The organism is Ketobacter sp. GenoA1, assembly GCF_003671475.1.
GTDB lineage: Bacteria > Pseudomonadota > Gammaproteobacteria > Pseudomonadales > Ketobacteraceae > Ketobacter.
Window position 1 is genome coordinate 437791 of sequence record NZ_RCHM01000009.1, and the last position, 21326, is coordinate 459116.

Annotated in this window: 21 protein-coding genes; 8 read left to right on the forward strand and 13 right to left on the reverse strand. The window is 56.2% G+C overall.

Translation table 11 applies throughout. The features are described from left to right. Positions 1-66: 66 nt before the first annotated feature. From D9N13_RS03405 to aceF, 3 genes are all read left to right on the forward strand, one after another. Positions 67-930, forward strand: a complete 864-nt coding sequence (locus tag D9N13_RS03405; protein ID WP_290585835.1) for a hypothetical protein — start codon at positions 67-69, stop codon at positions 928-930. A gap of 117 nt (positions 931-1047) precedes the next feature. After that, the gene (gene aceE / locus D9N13_RS03410) at positions 1048-3708 is read left to right on the forward strand and encodes a pyruvate dehydrogenase (acetyl-transferring), homodimeric type (RefSeq protein WP_290585837.1); all 2661 of its coding nucleotides are present in this window, start codon (positions 1048-1050) and stop codon (positions 3706-3708) included. Between the two features lie 15 nt (positions 3709-3723). After that, complete coding sequence (aceF, locus tag D9N13_RS03415; protein ID WP_290585840.1) at positions 3724-5412, forward strand: dihydrolipoyllysine-residue acetyltransferase; 1689 nt, start codon at positions 3724-3726, stop codon at positions 5410-5412. A 40-nt stretch (positions 5413-5452) separates the two neighbouring features. Here the strand turns inward: aceF and D9N13_RS03420 are convergent, their stop codons facing one another. From D9N13_RS03420 to cbiB, 3 genes are all read right to left on the reverse strand, one after another. Next, a complete protein-coding gene (locus D9N13_RS03420) occupies positions 5453-5950 on the reverse strand; it encodes a hypothetical protein (RefSeq protein WP_290585842.1) in 498 nt (165 codons plus the stop codon). 453 nt (positions 5951-6403) lie between these two features. Beyond that, complete coding sequence (cobD, locus tag D9N13_RS03425) at positions 6404-7456, reverse strand: threonine-phosphate decarboxylase CobD (protein ID WP_290585845.1); 1053 nt, start codon at positions 7454-7456, stop codon at positions 6404-6406. Continuing rightward, positions 7405-8379: an adenosylcobinamide-phosphate synthase CbiB gene (gene cbiB / locus D9N13_RS03430; RefSeq protein WP_290585848.1), complete on the reverse strand. Its 975-nt coding sequence runs from the start codon at positions 8377-8379 to the stop codon at positions 7405-7407. The genes cobD and cbiB overlap by 52 nt, the downstream gene beginning before the upstream one ends. A 36-nt stretch (positions 8380-8415) precedes the next feature. Here cbiB and D9N13_RS03435 point away from each other — a divergent pair, with 36 nt between their 5' ends. Continuing rightward, positions 8416-9873, forward strand: coding sequence for a cobyric acid synthase (locus D9N13_RS03435; protein ID WP_290585852.1), 1458 nt, complete (start codon positions 8416-8418; stop codon positions 9871-9873). Here D9N13_RS03435 and cobS read toward each other — a convergent pair. Genes cobS through D9N13_RS03460 form a run of 5 tightly spaced genes read right to left on the reverse strand, consistent with a single transcriptional unit; the run spans position 9870 to position 13394 of the window. Then, positions 9870-10610, reverse strand: coding sequence for an adenosylcobinamide-GDP ribazoletransferase (gene cobS, locus D9N13_RS03440; protein WP_290585855.1), 741 nt, complete (start codon positions 10608-10610; stop codon positions 9870-9872). The genes D9N13_RS03435 and cobS overlap by 4 nt on opposite strands. Then, positions 10607-11254, reverse strand: a complete 648-nt coding sequence (locus D9N13_RS03445) for a histidine phosphatase family protein (RefSeq protein WP_290585858.1) — start codon at positions 11252-11254, stop codon at positions 10607-10609. The genes cobS and D9N13_RS03445 overlap by 4 nt, the downstream gene beginning before the upstream one ends. A gap of 3 nt (positions 11255-11257) precedes the next feature. Next, entirely contained in the window at positions 11258-12319 is a 1062-nt protein-coding gene (cobT, locus tag D9N13_RS03450) for a nicotinate-nucleotide--dimethylbenzimidazole phosphoribosyltransferase (RefSeq protein ID WP_290585860.1), read from the reverse strand. Continuing rightward, a complete protein-coding gene (gene cobU, locus D9N13_RS03455) occupies positions 12316-12840 on the reverse strand; it encodes a bifunctional adenosylcobinamide kinase/adenosylcobinamide-phosphate guanylyltransferase (protein WP_290585862.1) in 525 nt (174 codons plus the stop codon). The genes cobT and cobU overlap by 4 nt, the downstream gene beginning before the upstream one ends. After that, positions 12837-13394 (reverse strand): cob(I)yrinic acid a,c-diamide adenosyltransferase, encoded by a 558-nt coding sequence (locus tag D9N13_RS03460; protein WP_290585865.1) that lies wholly within the window; start codon positions 13392-13394, stop codon positions 12837-12839. The genes cobU and D9N13_RS03460 overlap by 4 nt, the downstream gene beginning before the upstream one ends. 198 nt (positions 13395-13592) lie before the next feature. Between D9N13_RS03460 and D9N13_RS03465 the strand changes: the two genes are divergently transcribed. Next, positions 13593-13880 (forward strand): hypothetical protein, encoded by a 288-nt coding sequence (locus D9N13_RS03465; protein WP_290585868.1) that lies wholly within the window; start codon positions 13593-13595, stop codon positions 13878-13880. Positions 13881-13898: 18 nt separating this feature from the next. Here the strand turns inward: D9N13_RS03465 and D9N13_RS03470 are convergent, their stop codons facing one another. Continuing rightward, the gene (locus D9N13_RS03470; protein ID WP_290585870.1) at positions 13899-14804 is read right to left on the reverse strand and encodes a ketopantoate reductase family protein; all 906 of its coding nucleotides are present in this window, start codon (positions 14802-14804) and stop codon (positions 13899-13901) included. Between the two features lie 36 nt (positions 14805-14840). Next, complete coding sequence (locus D9N13_RS03475; protein ID WP_290585873.1) at positions 14841-15815, reverse strand: response regulator; 975 nt, start codon at positions 15813-15815, stop codon at positions 14841-14843. 218 nt (positions 15816-16033) lie between these two features. Here D9N13_RS03475 and D9N13_RS03480 point away from each other — a divergent pair, with 218 nt between their 5' ends. Further along, entirely contained in the window at positions 16034-17614 is a 1581-nt protein-coding gene (locus D9N13_RS03480) for an AmpG family muropeptide MFS transporter (protein ID WP_290585876.1), read from the forward strand. Here the strand turns inward: D9N13_RS03480 and D9N13_RS03485 are convergent, their stop codons facing one another. Further along, positions 17615-17920, reverse strand: a complete 306-nt coding sequence (locus D9N13_RS03485) for an MGMT family protein (RefSeq protein WP_290585879.1) — start codon at positions 17918-17920, stop codon at positions 17615-17617. An 80-nt stretch (positions 17921-18000) separates the two neighbouring features. After that, positions 18001-18759 (reverse strand): SDR family oxidoreductase, encoded by a 759-nt coding sequence (locus tag D9N13_RS03490; protein ID WP_290585882.1) that lies wholly within the window; start codon positions 18757-18759, stop codon positions 18001-18003. A gap of 271 nt (positions 18760-19030) precedes the next feature. Here D9N13_RS03490 and D9N13_RS03495 point away from each other — a divergent pair, with 271 nt between their 5' ends. Further along, positions 19031-19639 (forward strand): hypothetical protein, encoded by a 609-nt coding sequence (locus tag D9N13_RS03495; RefSeq protein ID WP_290585884.1) that lies wholly within the window; start codon positions 19031-19033, stop codon positions 19637-19639. A gap of 53 nt (positions 19640-19692) precedes the next feature. On the opposite strand, the gene D9N13_RS03500 is transcribed toward D9N13_RS03495, so the two are convergent. Next, complete coding sequence (locus tag D9N13_RS03500; RefSeq protein ID WP_290585887.1) at positions 19693-20466, reverse strand: hypothetical protein; 774 nt, start codon at positions 20464-20466, stop codon at positions 19693-19695. 143 nt (positions 20467-20609) lie between these two features. On the opposite strand from D9N13_RS03500, the gene D9N13_RS03505 reads away from it, so the two are divergent. Further along, on the forward strand, positions 20610-21326 hold the full coding sequence (locus D9N13_RS03505; RefSeq protein ID WP_290585890.1) for a HugZ family protein: 717 nt from the start codon (positions 20610-20612) through the stop codon (positions 21324-21326).

Consider the following 21326-nt stretch of genomic DNA (forward strand, 5'->3'; position numbering starts at 1 on the left):
CAGTTTTATCAGGAAAGATGATAATTATCTGTTACGCTATTAATTAACAATAAAAAGGAGTGCTGAATGACATTACTGGCGTTGTTGGTTGCGTTATGGGGCGTCAAGGAATCCTACGTGCCCAGCTATTTTGCCGAATGCCAGTGGGGCCGTGCCTACATGAAGCAGGCCGAACAGCTCTCCTTTCTGAACAATGCCCATCCCGCCCTGGGTTACGGGTTCTACATTCTTCCTCCCGTGTTGCTGGCCTGGTATTTTGCAGAGATGCATGACCGCTGGTTTTTCTCATTGCTGGAGGCGGTGGCTGCGGTCATTGTGTTTGTGGCCATACTGGATTATCGCAAGGTAGAGGCTGCGTTGACGCCCTTTTTGAAGCGCTGGCGCAGTCAGGAATGGCAATCCGCTTACGAGCACGGCTCCCAGAGCTTTGATTACGGGCGCATGGTGAGTCCCAGCCAGCTATTGAACCAAACCATCACCCAATACTGGGTGCGGGTAAACCAGACCCTGTTTGCCCCCCTGTTCTGGTTTGCCATTTTTGGTTTGGCCGGATTGGTGTTGTATGTGCTGACCTCTTTGTTGGAGCGCAGCGGTGGCGATGATCGGCCGGGCTGGAAAAAACTCGGGACTGAATTTTTGTATGCGCTGGACGGTGTTCCCGCCCGCGCCATTGCGCTCACCATTGCGGCATTGTGCTTCAACGGCAAGGTGGTTGCGGTGGCACTGCGTCGTTTTCGCGCCACTGACCGGGAAGCCGAGGTGGTATTGAAGTTGGCGGTGAAGATGGGGCTTGCGTTCCAGGAACTGCCGATGAGCGATGAGGAAATGGCTTCAGAGGGGGCCCGCCGCATCCATGCTGTTCAAGATTTGCGCAGTAATGTGTTTGTTTTTTGGTTGGTCGTTATTGCGGTACTAACCATCATTGCCTGACCCGGAACACCATTCGGTGCTCAGGCGCCAAAAATGTCATCCCAATCCTATACTGTTGAGAATGACGGAAAAGTAATGCAGGGCCACAAGCCCTCAGTGACCAGGAGTTTTGTCTATATGACTCGTGAACGTTTTTATGGTGACAGTGATCCTGTCGAAACCCAGGAGTGGCTGGACGCGCTGGCGTCGGTGCTCGAGAACGAGGGGCCCGAGCGGGCCAAGTATCTCCTCGACAAGATGGGTGAGAAAGCGCGCCAGTCGGGTTTACAGGTAAATGATCTCACCACGCCTTATATCAACACCATCGCCCCCGAATACCAGGCGCAGATGCCGGGCGATCATTTTATGGAACGTCGCATCCGTTCCCTGATCCGTTGGAATGCGTTGGCCATGGTGCAAAGGGCCAATCTTTCCGATGATGAGCTGGGGGGGCACATCTCCAGTTTTGCCTCCTCTGCCACCCTTTATGATATTGGCTTCAACCATTTTTTTCGTGCCTCCAATGAAACCTTTGGCGGAGATCTGATCTTCTACCAGGGGCATTCCGCGCCGGGAATTTATGCTCGTGCCTTTCTTGAAGGCCGCATCGAAGAGAAGCAAATCGAGAATTTTCGCCGTGAGGTGAGTAAGGAGGGGCTGCCCTCCTATCCGCACCCCTGGCTGATGCCCAATTTCTGGCAGTTTCCCACCGTATCCATGGGGCTGGGGCCGATTCAGGCCATCTATCAGGCTCATTTCATGAAGTACCTGCAGAATCGGGAGCTGATCAAAAAGGATGACCGCAAGGTATGGGCATTTTTAGGGGACGGCGAAACGGACGAGCCGGAATCGCTGGGCTGTATCTCTCTGGCCGGACGCGAAAAGCTGGATAACCTGATATTTGTGGTGAACTGCAATCTGCAGCGGTTGGACGGGCCGGTACGGGGTAACGGCAAAATTATTCAGGAACTGGAAGGAGTTTTCCGGGGTGCAGGCTGGAACGTTATCAAAGTGATCTGGGGCCGGCGCTGGGATCCGCTGTTGACCCGTGACAGCGAAGGTGTGTTGCGCAAACGCATGGAAGAATGCGTTGATGGTGAATACCAGGCTTTTAAAAATCACGGTGGTGCTTTTACCCGTGAGCACTTTTTCAATAAGTACCCTGAACTTGAGGCCATGGTGGAGCACATGACCGATGAAGAGATCTACCACCTGAACCGGGGTGGGCATGATCCGTTCAAGGTATACGCGGCTTACCATGATGCCATGCATCACAAAGGGCAGCCCACTGTGATTCTGGCGAAAACGGTGAAAGGCTATGGCATGGGTTCCGGCGAAGCCGCTAATAAAACCCACCAGATGAAAACCCTGGATATGGATAGCCTGAAAGCGTTCCGCAATCGTTTTGATATGCCATTCAATGATGAAGAACTGAAGAAAATTCCATTCTATCGTCCAGCCGATGACAGTAACGAAATGCGCTACCTGCATGAGCGGCGCAAAGCTCTGGGCGGCTATCTGCCAGCACGGCGCACGGAAAGTGAGAAACTCGAAATTCCGGAGTTAGGCGTTTTTGGCCCGCTGTTGGAGGGCTCCGGCAAGCGGGAAATGTCCACCACCATGGCGTTGGTGCGCATGATGAATTCCCTTATTAAACAGAAATCCATTGGTGACCGAATTGTGCCGATCGTGCCGGATGAAGCCCGCACCTTTGGAATGGAAGGGATGTTCCGTCAATTGGGCATATACTCCGCGGTGGGTCAGCTCTATAAACCGGCGGATGCCGAGCAGGTAATGTTCTACCGGGAGGATATAAAAGGGCGAATTCTGGAAGAGGGTATCAATGAGGCCGGTGCCATGTCAGCCTGGATTGCGGCGGCAACGTCGTATTCTGTGAACAATCACCCCATGATCCCCTTCTATATTTTCTATTCGATGTTTGGTTTCCAACGCATTGGTGATCTGGCCTGGGCCGCCGGTGATGCCCAGGCGCGTGGTTTTTTGATTGGGGCCACCGCCGGCCGCACCACATTGAATGGGGAAGGCCTGCAGCATCAGGATGGCCACAGCCACGTGCTGGCGGCAACCATTCCCAATTGTGTTGCCTACGATGTTGCCTACGCCTATGAGCTGGCGGTGGTGCTGCATGATGGCCTGCGCCGCATGTATCAGGAACAGGAAAACCTGTTCTATTACATCACCGTTGAGAATGAAAACTACGAGCATCCCGCCATGCCGGAGGGCATCGAGGAAGCGATTCTGAAAGGCATGTACCTGCTGAAAGAAGGGGATGATAACAACAAATTGCGAGTGCAGTTGCTGGGTAGCGGGTCGATTCTGCGTGAGGTGGAAGCCGCTGCCGAGATTCTGCAGGATGTGTATGGGGTGACTTCGGATGTGTGGAGTGTTACCAGTTTTACTGAGTTGCGCAGCGAGGGCCTGAGAAAGCAGCGCTGGAACCTGTTGCATCCGGAAGAAGAGCCGCAGGTGCCCTATGTGACCAAAGCATTGCGGGCGCGCAAGGCGCCGGTAGTGGCCGCGTCGGATTATATCAAGACCCACGCCGATCAGATTCGCCCCTTTGTGCGCAATCACTATACCGCGCTGGGAACCGATGGCTTCGGACGCAGTGATTCCCGTGAACAACTGCGGCACTTCTTTGAAGTGGATCGTTACTTTATCACCGTGGCGGCATTGAATTCATTGGCGGATAAGGGCCTGTTGGGCCGCAGTAAGGTGGCCGACGCCTTGCGCCGTTTCAATATTGATGCTGAAAAACCCTACCCACCCTATGTGTGATCGAGGAGAACGACCGTGGCAGTGAAAGACGTGTTAGTACCCGATCTGGGCGGAACAGATGGGGTGGACGTAATTGAGTTATCCGTGCAGCCCGGTGATCGGGTTGAAAAAGAGGACACCTTGCTGGTGTTGGAGTCCGATAAAGCCACCGTGGAAGTGCCTTCTCCCTACAGTGGTGTTGTGTCTTCCTTCGAGGTGTCACAGGGCCAAACCGTGAAAGAAGGTGATTTGCTGGCCAGGATGGAAATTGAGGACGGTGCTGTTTCCAGTAAAGACTCATCCAATAAAGACGCACCTCATAAAGGTGCGGACAAGCAACCGGATCAGTCGTCGGGGCATGAGCCGGCAGCAACCTCCGCCAGCAGTGTGGCCGAGGCATCCGGCAAAGCGGAGGCGGCCGCAGCTGGCAGCGGCCGGATGGAAACCGTCACCGTGCCGGACATTGGCGGTGCTGAAGACGTCGAGGTGATCGAGGTATCGGTGCAGGAAGGAGATCGGCTGGAACCGGAGCAGACCATGGTGGTGCTGGAATCCGACAAGGCCACCATGGAAGTACCCAGTCCCAAGGCCGGATCCGTACGCAAGGTACTGTTGAAAGTGGGTGATAAGGTGTCCCAGGGCACGGCGGTGCTGGAACTGATGGTGGTGGGCGAGAACGGCTCAACGTCATCCACAGCGCCGGCGGCGGAAACGGAGTCTGCCAGTACGGCACAACAGCCCAAAGCTGAACCGCAATCTGACATAGTCGAACGGCAACCGGCAGCTGCCGCAGTTAGCGCTGCCGCGTCAACCGGCCCCAGTAAACGGGTACATGCCGGACCGGCAGTGCGGCGTCTGGCTCGTGAACTGGGGGTGGATCTGGCGGCGGTAAAAGCCAGTGGTCCCCGCGCTCGCATCCTGAAGGAAGACGTGCATGATTATGTGAAAGGGCGCCTGCAGGGCAAAGCGGAATCCGTTGCCGGCGGCACCGGTTTACCTGCGTTGCCTGAGATCGACTTCAGCCGGTGGGGTGAGGTGGAAACCGTGGAGCTGGGTAAGATCAACAAACTCAGTGCGGCCAATCTGCATCGGTCCTGGGTGCATATTCCCCACGTGACGCAGTTTGATGAAGCCGATATCACCAGCCTGGAAGCATTTCGTAAATCTGAATCCCAGGCACTGAAAGAGCAGGGGGTCAAACTGACGTTACTGGCGTTTCTGGTAAAAGCCTGTGCCAAGGCATTGCAGGAGTTTCCCCGCTTCAACAGCTCCATGAATCCGGAAGGCACACACCTGGTGTTCAAACGCTACATCCATATTGGTATTGCCGTGGATACACCCAATGGCCTGGTGGTGCCGGTGATTCGTGATGCGGATAAGAAGTCGGTAAAGGATATTGCCGTGGATATGCAAACCCTGAGCGAGAAAGCCAGGGCCAAGAAACTGTCTCCGGGTGATATGCAGGGTGGCTGCTTCTCAATATCGTCCCTGGGGGGCATTGGCGGTACAGCGTTTACGCCTATCGTGAACTGGCCCGAGGTGTCCATACTGGGGGTATCCAGATCGCAGATGAAGCCGGTATTCAATGGTGAAGGCTTTGATCCAAGGTTGATGTTGCCGCTGTCATTATCCTATGATCATCGCGTCATCGATGGTGCGGATGCCGCCCGTTTTACCACCTATCTGTCTGCTTTGCTGGCGGACATTCGTCGCCTCTTACTGTAGGTGCGGCAGGCCTTTCGTTGGTCTCATCCATTGCTGCCTTTCAGGCGGCAATGGATTTCTTGCCGGATGGTGCGAATTTGGCGCAACAGCGCGTGAACTCATCCCGTTCCTTGAAACTGATGGGGCGGTCCATAAAACAGCGCTGCCATAGGTTGGTTAGGTCGTCGGCAGAGGTATCGTCATTCAGTTTGATGCCCTTGTGCCGGTAGATCATCCAGGCGATGGCCGTGGCGTAGAGCAGGTTTGTGACCAGCTCGCTGTGGGGGGATTTGGGGAATTCGTGCTGGGATGCCATGCCGCGAATCTGGCTGGCCAGCTCGCAGTCCATGGCCAGATAGTTATCCCACACATCCTGATGCATCTCTGCTGTTATGCCGTAAATGCCAATGCCGTCACTGCGTTGCAGGTGGTGCCCCATTTCCGACTGATGGCACGCTGTTGCCAGTAAAAGCTGCGCTGCTTTCGCAGAATCCACACCCAATTGTTTGAGGGTGGGTTGAATTACATACTCTAGGAATTCATGACAGTTAATGCCCATGATCGTACTCCCGTCAAAACACTGCCTACTACTGAGCAAAGCAAGGAACCTGCCATCTTTTGCCATTCCTGTTTTGTCATCTTCTAGTATTAAGATCGGCCTGATATGGAAATGTTTCAATGAAATTACGGTTGATTAATGTTGCGTTTAGTAATGTGGCGCTATATGGGATTTTGGCCATGTGACGCTAATTGTCATAAAGTGTCTTTAAAAATAATGGCTTTGCAGTTGAGTGCGCTGATCGGCTGTTTGGCGTGGCTTGTTACTAAGAACGATATGCGCCTATTCTCACCCCGCCGCAGTAAAATTTGGAATAACCAAACGGCCTGCAACGCGGTATTGAAACTCCCCCTTTAGAGGAAGTAATTCTGAGTCGGTTGCTGAATATAAATAATTATATTAACGCACGCCCACTGAAGTTGTATTTGGCAGGTTGTCCGTTGGGCAAACCTGTTAAAAATTCCAACACTGCAATGCCATTTCCAGCCGCTGGCGGCCAGTTTTTGTCGTTAATCCCACTCTGATCCGGTGCCAGTGTTCAAAGTGTCGCAGCAAGATGCCCTGACGGGCACAGTGCCGATGAAGTGACACGGCCATCTCCGATCTCAGATCAAGGGTGCAAAACAGGTTGGTGGCCTGAATCTGTGTCGGAGGGACATGACGGGCCAGTAAGCCCTGCAGCTCCGTTGATGCCTGCTGCAAGGTACGCCGGGTTTGTTGCTGCCAGTGGCTGTCCAATAGGGCGAGTTCCCCCACGTAGGCTGCCGGGTGGCTGACCGCCCAGGGGCCAAGTTTTTGTTTGAGTTGGGATTGCAGTGAGTCAGCACCAAACAAGAAGCCAAGCCGCAACCCGGCGAGGCCAAAGAACTTGCCCAGGGAACGCAGCACAATCAGATTTTCCGGCAACGTTTTGTCGCCATGAAAAACGGATTGTTCCGGCGTGCAATCCATAAAGGCCTCATCAATGATCATGTGGCCGTCCTGTGCCTGCAGTCTTTGGGCCATCTGCAGGAGGGTTGCACGGGATTCAAATTCGGCAGTTGGATTGTTGGGGTTGACCACCACCACCACATCACGGAATGCCGGCTCAATTGCATCCAGGGCAGCATAGGTCCTCACATCGTGTTGATGATACTGCCACCAGAAGCGATGCTCCTCATAGGCTTCCCGGGGAAGCCAGACCCGGTTTGACGGAATCACAGCAGGCAGTGTCTGGATGGCCCACTGGCTGCCGGGAATGGCCATCATGGGTGCGCCATAGAATCTGTGGGCAGCCTGTTCGAGCCCGTCATAGGTGTCCGGCAAACATTGCCACACTGATTGCGGTATAGGGGGCGGTTGCCAGGAAAAAGGGTTAATGCCGGTGGATAAATCCAGCCAGTCGTTCACTGGGATCTTGAATTGCCGGGCGGCTGCCTGCAGGTGGCCGCCATGGTGCGGTGGCTGCAGGTTGTTCATGGGTTCCACCCGTTCCACCCCGCAGGCAGCGTCATCAACAACAGCCACAAACCTGCCACAAAGAGAATCAAACCGCGATCCAGTAATTGACTGGCCTGAGTGATGTGTTGGGGCCCGGGGGTGTCGGTCCCGCCAAAAAACGGCTTTTGCACCATTTGACCATGGTAGCTGGCGGGCCCACCCAATTGCAGATTGAGCGCGCCTGCTCCGGCACACATCACCGGCCCGCCGTTGGGGCTGCTGAGCTGCTGCGCCTGCTGGCGCCAGCAGGACAGGGCCAGGTCGCGGCGCCCGGCCAGGGCATAACTGAGGGCACACAGGCGGGCGCTGGGATAGTTCAGCAGGTCATCCAGTCTGGCGGCCGCCCAGCCAAAATGCAGAAAGCGCCGGTTGCGATAGCCCCACATGGCGTCCAGGGTGTTGGCCAGTCGATACAGTACAGCGCCACCACTTCCCAGCAGGGCAAACCAGAACAGCGTGCCGTAAACACTGTCATTGCCGTTTTCCAACACGGACTCGATGGTGGCGCGGGCGCAGCCGGCCGGGTCCAGTTGCGCGCAGTCGCGGCTGACCATCATGCCGGTGTAATGGCGCGCCTGTTCCAGATTGCCGGCACTGAGCGCGTTGCGCACACGGTCGGCGTGCTCGCGCAGGCTCCTGCGGCCGATACACAGGTACAGCACACTGCAGTCAATGATCACGGCAGCCAACGATCCCGCCATGGATTGCGACAGCACTCCAACCAAAAGCGCGGCGGGTATTACCGCAATGCTCCAGGCCAGAGCCCCGTTCAGCTTTTGCCTTGCCGGCCGGTTGTGAGGCGAACTCTCCTGCCCGCTGGCCTGGTTCAGGCGGGCCTCCAGCCCATGGGCCATGCGCCCGAAGCCCACCAGGGGGTGAAAGCGTTTAGGCTCCCCCAGCCACTGGTCTAAACCCAGTGCAATCAGAATTTTAATCACTACAATAGGCACGTTCTTCAGCCCGCTGAAAAAGGAAGCGATTGTAACATGACGGCCAATACTTTGATGGTGCAGGGCACCACCTCGGATGCGGGTAAATCCACGTTGGTGGCGGCGTTGTGTCGGGTTTTCGCCCGCCAGGGGGTTCGGGTGGTGCCCTTCAAACCCCAGAATATGGCCTTAAACAGTGCGGTCACCGCCGATGGGGGGGAGATCGGCCGTGCCCAGGCCCTGCAGGCGGTGGCGGCCGGGCTGGAGCCGGTGGTGGACATGAATCCTGTGTTGCTGAAACCCACCACCGACATCGGAGCCCAGGTTATAATTCATGGCAAGGCCCGCTACCAGATGAATGCCGTGGAATATCACCAGTACAAAACCCTGGCGATGGAGGCGGTGTTGGCGAGCCACCAACGCCTGCAGCGGCAATACGAACTGATTCTGGTGGAGGGGGCTGGCAGCCCGGCAGAGATCAACCTGCGGGAGCGGGATATTGCCAATATGGGGTTTGCGGAGGCCGTGGATTGCCCGGTGATTCTGGTGGCGGATATTGACAAGGGTGGTGTGTTTGCCCATTTGGTGGGGACGCTGGCGTTGCTCAGCGAATCCGAACAGGCACGAGTGAAAGGGTTTGTCATCAACCGGTTTCGTGGCGATATCGCCTTGCTGCAATCCGGGCTGGATTGGTTGCAGCAGTACACCGGCAAGCCGGTGCTGGGGGTGTTGCCCTATCTGCATGGACTGCACATCGATGGTGAGGATGGCATTAACCCGCTGGAAACGGACACCAAAGCGGAGCACCCGTTGAAGGTGGTGGTGCCGGTGTTACCGCGCATCAGTAACCATACGGATTTCGACCCCCTGCGCCTGCATCCTCAGGTGGACTTTCAGTATGTAGGAGCGGGTGCAACCCTGCCCGCGGCCGATCTGATTATCCTGCCCGGTAGCAAAAACACCATCGCGGATCTGCGTTGGCTGAAACAGAACGGTTGGCCGGAAGTGATCCGCAAGCACTTGCGCTATGGCGGCAAACTGATGGGCATTTGTGGCGGTTTTCAGATGTTGGGACAGCGCCTGCTGGATGATTTGGGCATTGAAGGCGCGCGCTCTGAAGAGACCGGGCTGGGGTTACTGGACATGGAAACCCGCCTGTTGCCGGAGAAGCAGCTTAAGCGCCGGCAAGGTGTGTTGTTGCCCGGCGATGCGGTTTGCAGCGGTTACGAAATCCACGCCGGGGTCACCCGGGGTGCGGCGTTGCAACGGCCGTTGATCCGGTTTGATGACGGCGCACAGGATGGTGCCCGTTCTGGCGATGATCAGGTGATCGGAACCTACCTGCATGGTGTGTTTGATACGGAATCAGCCCTTGATAGCCTGTTGCAGTGGGCCGGGCTGACCCAGGTGCAGGGGTTTGATTACAACCTCGAACGTGAGCGGCAGATTGAACGTCTGGCGGATGCCGCCGAGCAGCACCTGGACATGGCGAGGGTGCGGTCACTGCTGGTTTAACCCAGCATAATCACCATGGCCAGCAACGCTACGGCTTCCAGAATTTCCACCGCGGCACCGGCGGTATCACCGGTGGTGCCACCGATTCGGGCCAGCATCAGCGAGCGCAGGCCCAGCAAAACCAGGCCTACCGGCAACAGGGCAAAGGCTGCCATTGGCCCCAGCCACACACACCAGAGCAGGCTGATGCAGGCCACACCCAGATAACTCCGTTTGCTGCTCAGCCCGGATGAGAACGGTGTCGCCAGCCCATCTTCGCGCACGTAGGGCGTGTGTAAAAACAAAACCGGCATCAGGCTGCGCGCCAAAGCCGGTGCCAGCAGTAACGAAAGCGTCGCCTGTTCCAGCAACTGCTGCAAACAGGCAAATTTCAGCAGCAACAACAACACAATGCTGGTGACGCCGGCGGCCCCGCTACGGGGATCTTTCATGATGGCCAGGGTGCGTTCCACGGTAGTGCCGCCAAGCCAGGCATCCGCGCTGTCCGCCAAGCCGTCCAGGTGCAGTGCACCGGTAAGCAGTACCCACAGGCACAACAGCACGGCAGCGGTGATGCCGTTGTTCAATTGGGGCGCGATCCACAACAGCAAAGCCTGGGAAAGCCACAACAGGGTACCGATGATCAACCCCACCACTGCGTACCAGTAGATGGATGCTTGCCTGTCCGCTGGGTTGTAATCCGTCGCAGGCACTGGAAGCCGGGTCAGAAACTGCAGGGCAATGAGCAGCGCGTTCATGCTTTGCCGCTGAATCGATTGATGAAGGTGAGCGCTGCGTTGTACTGCCCGCTGTCTTCTATATACAATTTCAGGCGCGTCATCCCCGCATAGGGTACGTCGATGCGAAAACTGTCCCGGGGTGAGATATGAATGAAATGCGACAGTGCCGAACGAATGACACCGCCGTGCACCACCATCAAAATATGTGTTCCGGGGGGTGTTTGCAGAATCCGATCCAGGCTGCTGCCGACCCGGGCTGAGAATTCCGTAAAGCGCTCACCTGCCGGCGGAGTATGGCCTTCAGGGTCATCCCACAGACGTTGCAACAGCTCCGGATACTGTTCCCAGGCCTGGGTGGGCGTCAGCCCTTCCAACTCACCAAAACAGAGTTCCCGCAAATCGGGCACCACGGTTAGTGGCAGATCCCGTGCCTGACAAAGCCGGGCGGCAAATGCCTGGCAACGCTGCATGGGGGAGCTGACCACGGCATCCCAACGGGTGCCGCTTGCCTGCGCCTGATCGGTGGCGTGTTGCATTTGTTGCCAGCCGGCGGGGGACAGTGGGTCATCAATTGAGCCACGATAGCGAATCCCGCCCTCCGGCTCGCCATGACGCATCAGGTCCAGGGTAATTTTACGTTGTTGTGTGGGGGAGCCAAACATCGTCTAGTCTTCCAGCTTTTCGGAAACGGCGGCCTCGGCAAACGTTGCCATCTGACCGTGCAGGGCACAGGCCATGCGTAACAGCGGGACCACGGTGGCAGCACCACTGCCTTCCCCCAGCCGCAGATTCAGATCCACGATGGGGTCAATGTTCAGGTGCGCGATGATGCGTTGATGGCCGGGCTCGGCGGAGCAATGACTGTAGAACAAATACGGTTTTATGGAGGGGTTGATTTGCTGGGCGGCAGCAGCAGCGGCAGTACAGATAAAGCCATCCACCATCACCGCCATGCCGGCCTGGGCGGCAGCGATGTAGGCACCGCTGAGGGCGCTGATCTCGAAGCCTCCCACAATGCGGGAAATACGACCGGCATCCGTCAAAGACGGGCGATGGAATGCCAGCGCCTGATTTATGACGCGGGCTTTGTGCTGCACACCATGGGAATTGAGGCCGGTGCCGGGGCCGGTAATGTCAGCGGCAGGAATACCGGTCAGGGCGGACAGCATTGCCGTGGCGGCAGTGGTGTTGCCAATACCCATCTCACCACCAATAAACAGCTGCGTATTTTGGCAAAGGGCCCGGTCAACGGCGGCGCGCCCCAATGCCAGCGCTTGCTGCCACTGTAGTTCCGTCATGGCTTCCTGGTGCAGAAAATTGGCGGTTTGACTGGCAACGGGTGCGTGTATGACGCCGGGTAGCTGCTGGGGATCGGCAAGAGTGCCGGTATTGATGACTTCCAGGGAGGCACCCAGGGTTTTCGCCAGCACGCTGATGGCAGCGCCGCCAGCCACGAAATTGCGTTGCATCTCCACGGTAACCGACTGGGGAAAGGCAGAAACCCCTTCTTCGACTATTCCGTGATCACCGGCGAAGACCGAAATGAAGACATGATCAACGGCCGGTTTGAGCCGGTTTTGAATGGCAGCCAGGCGGATGGCCAGCTGCTCCAGTCGGCCCAGGGCGCCGGGTGGCTTGGTCAATTGATTCTGGCGTTCGGTTGCTTGGCTGGCCATGGTATCGCTGGGTGGTGCAGCGGGTGTTGTCCACCAATGGTCTGTTGTCATGAAATATTGGCTGGCTTTAGTTGATGAGGTAAACCGGCTACCACCAGGGTAACGCGATCGGCGAGTTGGGCCAGATCCTGATGCAGCCAGCCGCTTTCATCGACGAAGCGGCGGGTCAGGTCACCCATGGGCACGATGCCCATGCCGGTTTCGTTGCTGACCAGGATAAGATCGCTTTGTAATCCGGGCAGGCATGTCAATAGCGCGGCCTTGTGTTCCGCAAAGTGATTGCCGTTGTCCAGGCACAGCAGATTCGAAACCCAAAGCGTAAGGCAGTCCACCAGAATCAGCCGGTTCGGCGCATCCAGGGTCTGCAGCGCCTGCGCCAGCGCCACCGGCTCTTCCACGGTGGTCCATTGGTGCGGGCGGCGTGACTGATGATGTTGAATGCGTTCGGCCATCTCCCCGTCCAGGTGTTGGGCGGTGGCGATGTAAACCACCTGTTGGCCGCTGGCGTGGGCACGTTGCTCTGCCAACCGGCTTTTGCCGGAACGGGCCCCGCCCAGTATCAGGTCAATCATGATTGGAAGCGTGTGCGGTTCCACATGACTTCGGTGCCGCCCTCGGCACGTGCCAGCACCCGGGCGGCGACAAAGAGAAAATCAGACAGCCGGTTCAGGTATTTCAGCCCCCAGTCATTGATCGGCTCTTGTTTGGAAAGGGTGAGCACCCGCCGTTCGGCACGCCGGCATACGGTGCGGGCCAGGTGGCAGGTGGTGGCGGCCCGGTTACCCCCTGGCAAAATAAATTCCTTTAGGTAAGGCAGTTCACTGTTCATGGCATCAATATGCTGTTCCAGGCGTGCCACAAAGGCATCAGTGAGTACACTGTGGCCGGGCACACACAATTCGGCACCCAGATCAAACAGGTCGTGCTGGATTTCAAACAGCCAGTGCCTGAGGGGATCAGTCACCTGGGCCTCAGAGAGGATCATGCCGATGACCGAATTGAGTTCGTCTGTGGTCCCATAGGCTTCCACTCTTAGGCTATCCTTATCTACTCGGGAGCCGTCACCAAGGCCGGTGCTGCCTTTGTCACCGGTGCGGGTATATATCTTGGAAAGGCGGTTGCCCATGGGTGTTACTCCTTTTAGCGATAGATTTTGGACGAATCGGCTGCTGAGTGAGCAATTTATGCGGAATTGCGGCTGGCTTTTGTATCAAAAGTCACAGAATTGGGCTGCAATTTACGACTAAGCTTTAGATGGGTCAAGTCGACGGCTTCGCGATTTGACCTGTAATTGCCACTCCGCAGTAATGAGATGGAGGCCTGTATGGACCGAATGAATGTTGATGCCGAGCTGCTCAGGGAACTGCTCAATGCCGCTTCCAGAACCGCACTGACTCATCGTGGCAGCGAGCATGAATGTTATGTATTAGGGCAGCTGGAAGCCACCGCCAACATGGCCTACGTGCTGTGTGCCGGATCGGGCAATGATGAATTGGAATTACTCTGCCAGCAGCTGGCGCTGGATGCGCTGAACCGGCATTCCGAATTGAGTTGCAACTCTGCCGGCACCACCAGAAAACCCCGGGAGAAAGCCGTAAGTACCACTGTGTAACACCGGTTGGTGTTAACGCTATCGGGCTTTTATCTGCTTCAGGATTCGTTCATTGCAGGGGCAGGCAATCCCCAGGCGCCGGGCCTGGTCCAGCAAATACCCTGTTATATGGTCAATCTCCGTTTGCTGTTGTTTGCGTACATCCTGCAACATGGATGAAATGTTACTGCTTGTTTTGGCAGACACTGCTTTGGCCAGCTCAAACAGGCCGGAGGGTTTCTCTCCCAGTGCCGACCCCATCACCTGTTCCACTTCCCTGCACACCTGCTGCATCAGTTCCAGGGCCTCTGTGTTGTTCAGCAGCGCGCCGTTGGGGCAATCATAAAGCACCGTCAGTGGATTAATGGCGCAGTTAATGGCGAGCTTTTGCCAGAGCCGGTGCAAAATTTCAGGATCTTCTTCTACCACCAGGCCGGTGGCGGACCAATCCCGGCACACCCGGGCAGCATCTGCCTGATACCGGGGATCCAGAGTGCCCACCCAGGTTTCCCCCCGGCCCGCGTGGATTACCCTGTCAGCGGCGGGGCGATGGGCCCCTTCGGTGGTGGTGGCCACCACAATACGGCGGGTAGGAAGATCCTGCAGGGCCTGCCAGGTACCCATACCGTTTTGCATCAGCACAATCAGGGTTTGCGCCGTCAGGCGCTGGCGCACCGCTTGCAGTGCGGCGGTGGTCTGGTGGGCCTTCACCGTAATCAGCAGGTGAGTGATGGGCTGGGCGGGATGATCAGGGGCAAACACCTGCTCCTGTTCCCCGTTATCGGTGTTCAGCCTGATGCGCCGGACGCCGTGTTCGGGCCGGCGTCCGATCAATCGCACCGCCAGCCCGGCCTGCTGCAGGTGGCAGGCGAACAGGCAACCGATGGCACCCGGCCCCAGAATGTGCCAGGTGTCCCTGGTGTCCTTGTTCAAGGCTGCTGTCATGGGTTGTGTCAAATTTTACTGGCGGTTACAACAGGTTCAGTCGTTCGGTTTCGCGGAACGCCAGCGTATCACCATCAAACGACCGGTTTCCCGGGCGGTGGGGATTTGCTGCTGGGTGATGGCCAGCATCCTGTCGGCGGCGGGAAACCCGGTTTCCTCATCGGCGGCGGACATGCACATGGCCGCGCGGATGTTGACGTAACCCTTGGACGTTTTCAGCGCCTTAACATTGAGCGCATCGTAAATCCGGCGATAGGTCACGGCATTGGCCTGCATGATATCAGTTTGGTGGGTGACGATGGCAAATTGTTCGTTGGATAGGCGGGCAACCACATCCAGCGGACGCACCAACTGGCGCAGGCGGCGGGCAGTTCCCACCACGATCTCGCGCATGATGTTTTTACCGTGGGTTTTCATCAATTCCTTATAGTTGTCCACGTTGATAATCATGACACAGGCTGCCCCCTGGCGGGACTGGGCATGCTTGATGGTGGCACTCAGCCGTTCAATGGCGAAATGGCCGTTGCCCATGCCGGTCAGCGGGTCTATCAGGGAATGTTTTTTGAAGCGTTGATTGGAATCCACCAACAATTGGTTCTCCTGCAGCAACCGGTTATGCAGGCAGGACAGCCGATCGGCCGCGTAGATTCTGGGCAGCAATTGCTGGTTCATCACCGATTTGTTGATGAAGTCATCCACACCCTGGTCAAAGGCCTGCCGCAAAGCCTGATCGCCTTCTTTCGCTGTCAGCAACATGATATAGGTGAAGTGGTTGGTGGCTTCGTCAAGCTGGCGCACTTTGCCGGCCAATTCCAGACCATCCATTTCCGGCATCAGCCAGTCGGCAATCAGCACGTTAACCGGACGGGATTCCAACATGGCAAGCCCTTGCTGGGCACTGCTGGCTGTGCGGATATCCTTAAACCCTGCGGCTTTCAGGGTGCGGCCGATGACCGCTCCGGAAAACTTGGCATCGTCCACGATCATGATGGGCAAATCAGCGTTTGGCATAAGACCTTCGGTAATCCCGGCTTGTTATTATTTGGCGCGGCGTCTATTGGTGTTTAATTGTGATTAAGTTTGGTCGAGAGTGGCTAATATGTCTAATTACGCCAACAACTTCAGTGAAATAGCCCACTGATTTATGTGATTTTTTTGGCCTGGCCAGCTTTTTTGGGTAGCATGCATTGGCCCTTCACCGCCGGAGTCTTTACCTTGGCCCACATCGTATGAGTAATAATCTGACCTTTCACCACTCCTGGCGTCAAAGTCTGGCCGTGTTTATGCAGCCCAAGGTCTGGGTGATGTTGTTGCTCGGGTTTTCCGCCGGCCTGCCGATTATGCTGATTTTTTCCTCTCTCTCCATCTGGTTACTGGAGGCCGGCATTCAGAAATCAGAGGTGACGTATTTCAGCTGGGCCGCCCTGGGTTACTCCTTTAAGTTTGTCTGGGCACCCTTGGTGGATCGGGTGCCCATCCCCTGGTTGACCCGGCTGTTGGGCCCCAGGCGGTCCTGGATGCTGCTGGCTCAATGCTGCATCGTCGCGGCCATCGTGATGATGGCGTTGACCGATCCGGCGCAGGGGGCTTCAGCGGTGCTGGTGATGGCCGTGGCGGCGGTGCTATTGGGCTTCAGCTCGGCCACTCAGGATATTGTGATCGATGCCTATCGCATCGAGGCGGCGGATGCGGACATGCAGGCCATGATGTCCGCCACCTATATTGCCGGTTATCGACTGGGGATGATTGTGACCGGGGCCGGGGCGTTGTACCTGGCAGCGTACTTCGGTACCACCCGCGAACATTATGTTTACGAGGCATGGCGCCTGACTCATTTGATTATTCCGGTGTTCATGCTGGTGGGTATGGTTACGGTGCTGTGCATCAGGGAGCCTCTGGCGGCTAAGCGGGGCTACGATCAATTCACCCATTTCGATTATGTCTCTCTGTGTCTGTTGTTTGTAGTGGCAGCGGCGGGGTTTGTCGGTGTGTTTTTTCTCTCCGGTGACGCCATTACCCAGTTGAAAGGCGCGTTGCCGGGCACTTATTCCCACAGTCTTTTGCTGGCGTTTTCGCTGGAGGCATCCCGGTTTTCGCTGGCGGTGGCAGCGGCTTACGCAATCGCCAGGGTGATGGTGAAAATCGGCTTTGCCAATCGGCAATTGGTGGATGTCAGCTATATCGCTCCGATTCGAAACTTTTTGGAAAGTCACGGTGCCAAAACCACAGTCATCCTGCTGTGCCTGGTGAGCCTGTTTCGCATCTCCGACGTGGTATTGGGGGTAATTTCCAATATTTTCTACACCGAAACGGGGTTCTCCAAAGAGGAGATTGCAACGGCGGTGAAACTCTTTGGCGTCTGGATGACCATTCTCGGTGGCCTGGTGGGCGGGGTGTTCACCATGCGCTTCGGGGTCATGGCCATGCTGGCATTCAGTGCAGTGCTGGTGGTGCTCACCAACTTATGTTTTATTCTGCTGGCCCACACAGGACACAACATTTACGTGCTGTATGGCGTGGTGTCGGCTGATAACCTGGCGGCGGGTATTGCCAGTGCGTCGTTTATTGCATTCCTGTCGGCGTTGGTCAACGTGCGTTTCACCGCCATGCAGTATGCGATTTTCAGTTCCCTGATGACGCTGATTCCCAAGCTGACGGCGGGTTATTCAGGCAGTATCGTTGAAGCCGTGGGATACATCCCGTTTTTCATCATCACCGGTTTGTTGGGCGTGCCTGTGCTGTTTTTTATTTATCTGGCGGCTAAACGTCTGGATATTGCCCATCCGGCAGGAAATACCGAGCCCAGCTGATTACCATAGAAACTGTTTCAGCGGCACGCGTTCTCCCAGAAATACAATTCCCTCTGCCTCCAGCTTCTGTTTCTGCCGTTGCCACTTGTCGCTGCCGGCAGGAAAGGAAATCCGGCCCTGGCTGTTGATCACCCGATGCCAGGGAATCTTACTGTTGGCGGGAAGTTGTTTCAGCAGCGTACCCACATAGCGGGCGTGCCGCGGCAGCCCTGCCAGCTCCGCCACCCGGCCGTAAGTACACACCCTTCCCACAGGAATGGCCCCGATCACCTGAATAACGCTGTGTTTCGCCTCGGCATTTGGCATAGCTAAACCCGAAAGAGCGTGGCGACTGCCTGCACAGGGTGCGCCACGCTCCTCAATTTAGTCCGTTGCCTTGGATGTGATTAACGCAGACCGCCATCCACCTCAATCACCCGACCGGTGAAGTAGTCGTTCTCGAATATGAAAGTGGCAGCCTTGGCGATATTGTCCGGCTCACCCAGGCGCTTCAGTGGCACCGCGCTGATCAGGCGATCCCGTGCCTCCGGTTTCATGGCGGCGATCATATCGGTGTTGATGGTGCCGGGGGCAATGGCACCGGTGCGGATATTGTAGCGCGACAGTTCCTTGGCCCAGGATTCGGTCATGGCCACTACGCCTGCCTTGGCGGCAGAGTAATTGGTTTGACCGAAGCTGCCCTGCCGGGCCAGGCTGGAGATATTCACAATGACGCCTTCCTCCACCCCCAGTTCCACCATCTTGGCGGCGGCTTCACGGCCACACAGGAACACTCCGGTGAGGTTAACGTCGATGACCATTTGCCACTGTTGCGTGGACATCTTGGTGATTTCACCATCTTTTGCTTTGATCAACAGGCCGTCACGGGTGATACCGGCGTTGTTGACCACGCCACTCAAGGTGCCGAAATCGGCCACCACATCGCTGAACAGTTGCTCAACTTCGTCGTCTTTGGCCACATTCACTGTATAGCCTTTTGCCGTGACACCCTTTGCCTCACACAGAGCCACCGTTTGCGCGATGTCGTCGGCGTTCAGGTCTACTACGGCTACATTGGCGCCTTTCTCGGCAAATGCCAGTGCCATACCCCGGCCCAAACCCCGGCCGGCCCCAGTGATGACCACTACTTTATCGTTTAAATTCATAACTACTTAACCCTCTTTAACACTCATGACCCTTTGAAAACGAGTCCGCTGAATGAGTCGGCTTGACTTGCGAGTCGCGATTATTCCTGTTTTGGCGGCGGATTTCCAGAGGGGAAGCGGCCACGTAAGTCGGTGGCCGGGACGTCATGGCGCTTTGCAACAGTTGGCAGCGGTTGGTTACTGGAGTAATGTTTGCCCTGAGACGCAGGCTAATCAGTCTAGGGCAGCCTTTTGCGGGGCTAATCTTCAATTGAGCAGGAAGGATCGACGCATGATTTCGAAAACAGGATTTACGGGATGGCTTTTACTGCTGCTCGGTATGTTTGGCAGCATCAGCAGCTTTGCCCAGACTCCGGTACGGGAGGATGTTTCCGTCCTGTCAGTGACCGAGGAAGTTGAGGCTATTGATTATGAGACCCGTGAAGTGGTGCTGCGTGATGCTTCCGGTCAGTTGAAACAGGTCACAGTGGATGACCGCGTCAAACGGCTGGATGAGATCAAGGTGGGTGATCGGGTTACCGTGGACATTTTTGTTTCCAATCTCTATGAAGTCAGGGCGCCAACGGAAGCGGAGCTTAAGGAACCCTTCGTTGAACTGGATCATAGGGTGCAGGCGAATACCGAGCAGCTGCCGGGGCAGGCAATGCTGAAGCAGTTCCGCTCGGTGTGCAGTATCGTTGCCCTCAATAGCGTTAACATGACCGGGACCCTGCAGTGCCCTGAGAACAAGTTTCTGGCGGTGGCCATCAAGGATCCCAAGAATCTGGAAAAGCTGCGGATTGGTCACACCGTGGTGCTGACGCATACTGAAGCCATGGCCATAGCGCTGGAGAAGGATGCAGACGGTGAGCCCTTATTGAAACCTGCGGATTATGAATAGTCTTTGCATAATCAATGCAGCCGTTTAGGCAGCTGTTTAGGAAGGGTTGCCGGTTAGAAAGGGGTGCCGGCGAACAGGCGTATCACCTTTCCGAACGGATTGCGTTGAATGCCCAGCCCGACCCGGTTGACCTCTGTAATCCACAAATCGATGGGCTTGGGCGCATAGAGTGAAACCCCGATTTCATAGTTCAAATCCTGCGCGTTACCTTGCTTCCACTTTTCTTTGTAATCGATGCCGTTGTGGCTCCAGGAAATCAAACCGTAAAGGGTGGGTACGGCAATACCGTCTTTTAAGGTCACGTACCCACTGGTTTTATAGTCAAAGCCGGTGAGTACTTTGGCGTAGTTGTCGCGATAGTCACTGCTGAAGGTGCGGTAACCTGCCAGAACCAGTTTGCTGACCCACACATGATTGTCGATTTCCCCCTTGATGTAGTAGCGGGTATGCAGGCCGGTTGAGTAAACCTGGGCTTCCTCCTTAGTGGAAAAATTTTTCGCATAGCCATAGTCAATATGGGGAATCAGCTCCCACTGTTCACTGACCCGATACACTTTTTCAACACCGGGTATCAGGGTCAAGGTGCCAATGGAATCCGGAATCTCCAACTCCTCAATACGGTCAGGGCCGTAGTCAAAAAATCCCGCCGATGTGGACAGCCGGATGCGGATATCGTCACGGTCGCGCCACTGAAAAGTCATTGGAATATTCAAAACGAACAGAGAGGCATCGGTGGCACCGTATAAGCCACTGCCCATGTAGGTCGCGAAGGCATAGTTGGCTGGTTCTTTTTCCAGTGGGTCTGCGGCGTACGATGCGGTTGTCATCCGGAGTGCTGCCAGCACACTGACACATACTGCCCACCTTGCTGCCGAGTTCACTGATTCCTCCCGGGACTGAAAAAAACAGTGGGCATGTTACCATCAGAGCATGGTTATCTCAGTTGATTTTTAACAAGGAGGGGCTGTACATGACAGTGGCAAAACGGGCCCGTTTGGTATTGCAGTCGGTGTTCAGTGGTGTGCTCTCAACCCATTCGAAAAAGTTTGCCGGCTATCCCTTTGGCTCGGTGGTGCCGTTTTGCCCGGATCAAACCGGGCAACCGTTGCTCCTGATCAGTCGGCTGGCCCAGCACACGCAGAATATTGCCGACAATCCCAGGGTGGCCCTGACCTTGCTGGAGCCGAATCCCCAGCAGGGGGATGTGCAGCAGGTGGAGCGCCTGACATTGTTGGCCGATGCCGAGAAAGTGTACCAGGTGGACGAGGCAGCGCAGCGCTATTATCGTTGTTTCCCCCAAGCCAGAGGCTATCATGATGAACTGGATTTCGAGTTCTACCGGCTTAACCTGATTCAGCTGCGATTTATTGAAGGTTTTGGCCAGGCCCGTTGGTTGTCTCCGGGGGACGTTGTGTTGGCGAATCCCTTCAGCACGGAACAATTGGCCCGCATCGTGGATCATATGAATGAGGACCACAGCGATGCCATCCAGCATTACTGTGATCTGGCGGCCATCCCCAATCCCGGGCGGGCTGCCGTCATGGCGGCCATGGACAGTGAAGGCATGGTCTTGTGGGTGAATAATCACCTGCACAGGGTTGAATTTGCCCGATCTGTCACCACATCTGAAGATGCCCGGGCGATTTTGGTGGAAATGGCCCGCACACCACTCAACCAAAGGCCTTGA

Coding starts and splice junctions, on each gene's coding strand:
- D9N13_RS03490 (WP_290585882.1), bottom strand. CDS start 18,759: ATGAATTTAAACGATAAAGTAGTGGTCATCACTGGGGCCGGCCGGGGT.
- D9N13_RS03445 (WP_290585858.1), bottom strand. CDS start 11,254: ATGTTTGGCTCCCCCACACAACAACGTAAAATTACCCTGGACCTGATG.
- cobU (WP_290585862.1), bottom strand. CDS start 12,840: ATGATTGACCTGATACTGGGCGGGGCCCGTTCCGGCAAAAGCCGGTTG.
- D9N13_RS03505 (WP_290585890.1), top strand. CDS start 20,610: ATGACAGTGGCAAAACGGGCCCGTTTGGTATTGCAGTCGGTGTTCAGT.
- D9N13_RS03480 (WP_290585876.1), top strand. CDS start 16,034: ATGAGTAATAATCTGACCTTTCACCACTCCTGGCGTCAAAGTCTGGCC.
- D9N13_RS03405 (WP_290585835.1), top strand. CDS start 67: ATGACATTACTGGCGTTGTTGGTTGCGTTATGGGGCGTCAAGGAATCC.
- cobT (WP_290585860.1), bottom strand. CDS start 12,319: ATGACAACAGACCATTGGTGGACAACACCCGCTGCACCACCCAGCGAT.
- aceE (WP_290585837.1), top strand. CDS start 1,048: ATGACTCGTGAACGTTTTTATGGTGACAGTGATCCTGTCGAAACCCAG.
- D9N13_RS03495 (WP_290585884.1), top strand. CDS start 19,031: ATGATTTCGAAAACAGGATTTACGGGATGGCTTTTACTGCTGCTCGGT.
- D9N13_RS03420 (WP_290585842.1), bottom strand. CDS start 5,950: ATGGGCATTAACTGTCATGAATTCCTAGAGTATGTAATTCAACCCACC.
- D9N13_RS03435 (WP_290585852.1), top strand. CDS start 8,416: ATGACGGCCAATACTTTGATGGTGCAGGGCACCACCTCGGATGCGGGT.
- D9N13_RS03470 (WP_290585870.1), bottom strand. CDS start 14,804: ATGACAGCAGCCTTGAACAAGGACACCAGGGACACCTGGCACATTCTG.
- D9N13_RS03460 (WP_290585865.1), bottom strand. CDS start 13,394: ATGGGCAACCGCCTTTCCAAGATATATACCCGCACCGGTGACAAAGGC.
- D9N13_RS03500 (WP_290585887.1), bottom strand. CDS start 20,466: ATGACAACCGCATCGTACGCCGCAGACCCACTGGAAAAAGAACCAGCC.
- D9N13_RS03465 (WP_290585868.1), top strand. CDS start 13,593: ATGGACCGAATGAATGTTGATGCCGAGCTGCTCAGGGAACTGCTCAAT.
- D9N13_RS03485 (WP_290585879.1), bottom strand. CDS start 17,920: ATGCCAAATGCCGAGGCGAAACACAGCGTTATTCAGGTGATCGGGGCC.
- cobS (WP_290585855.1), bottom strand. CDS start 10,610: ATGAACGCGCTGCTCATTGCCCTGCAGTTTCTGACCCGGCTTCCAGTG.
- D9N13_RS03475 (WP_290585873.1), bottom strand. CDS start 15,815: ATGCCAAACGCTGATTTGCCCATCATGATCGTGGACGATGCCAAGTTT.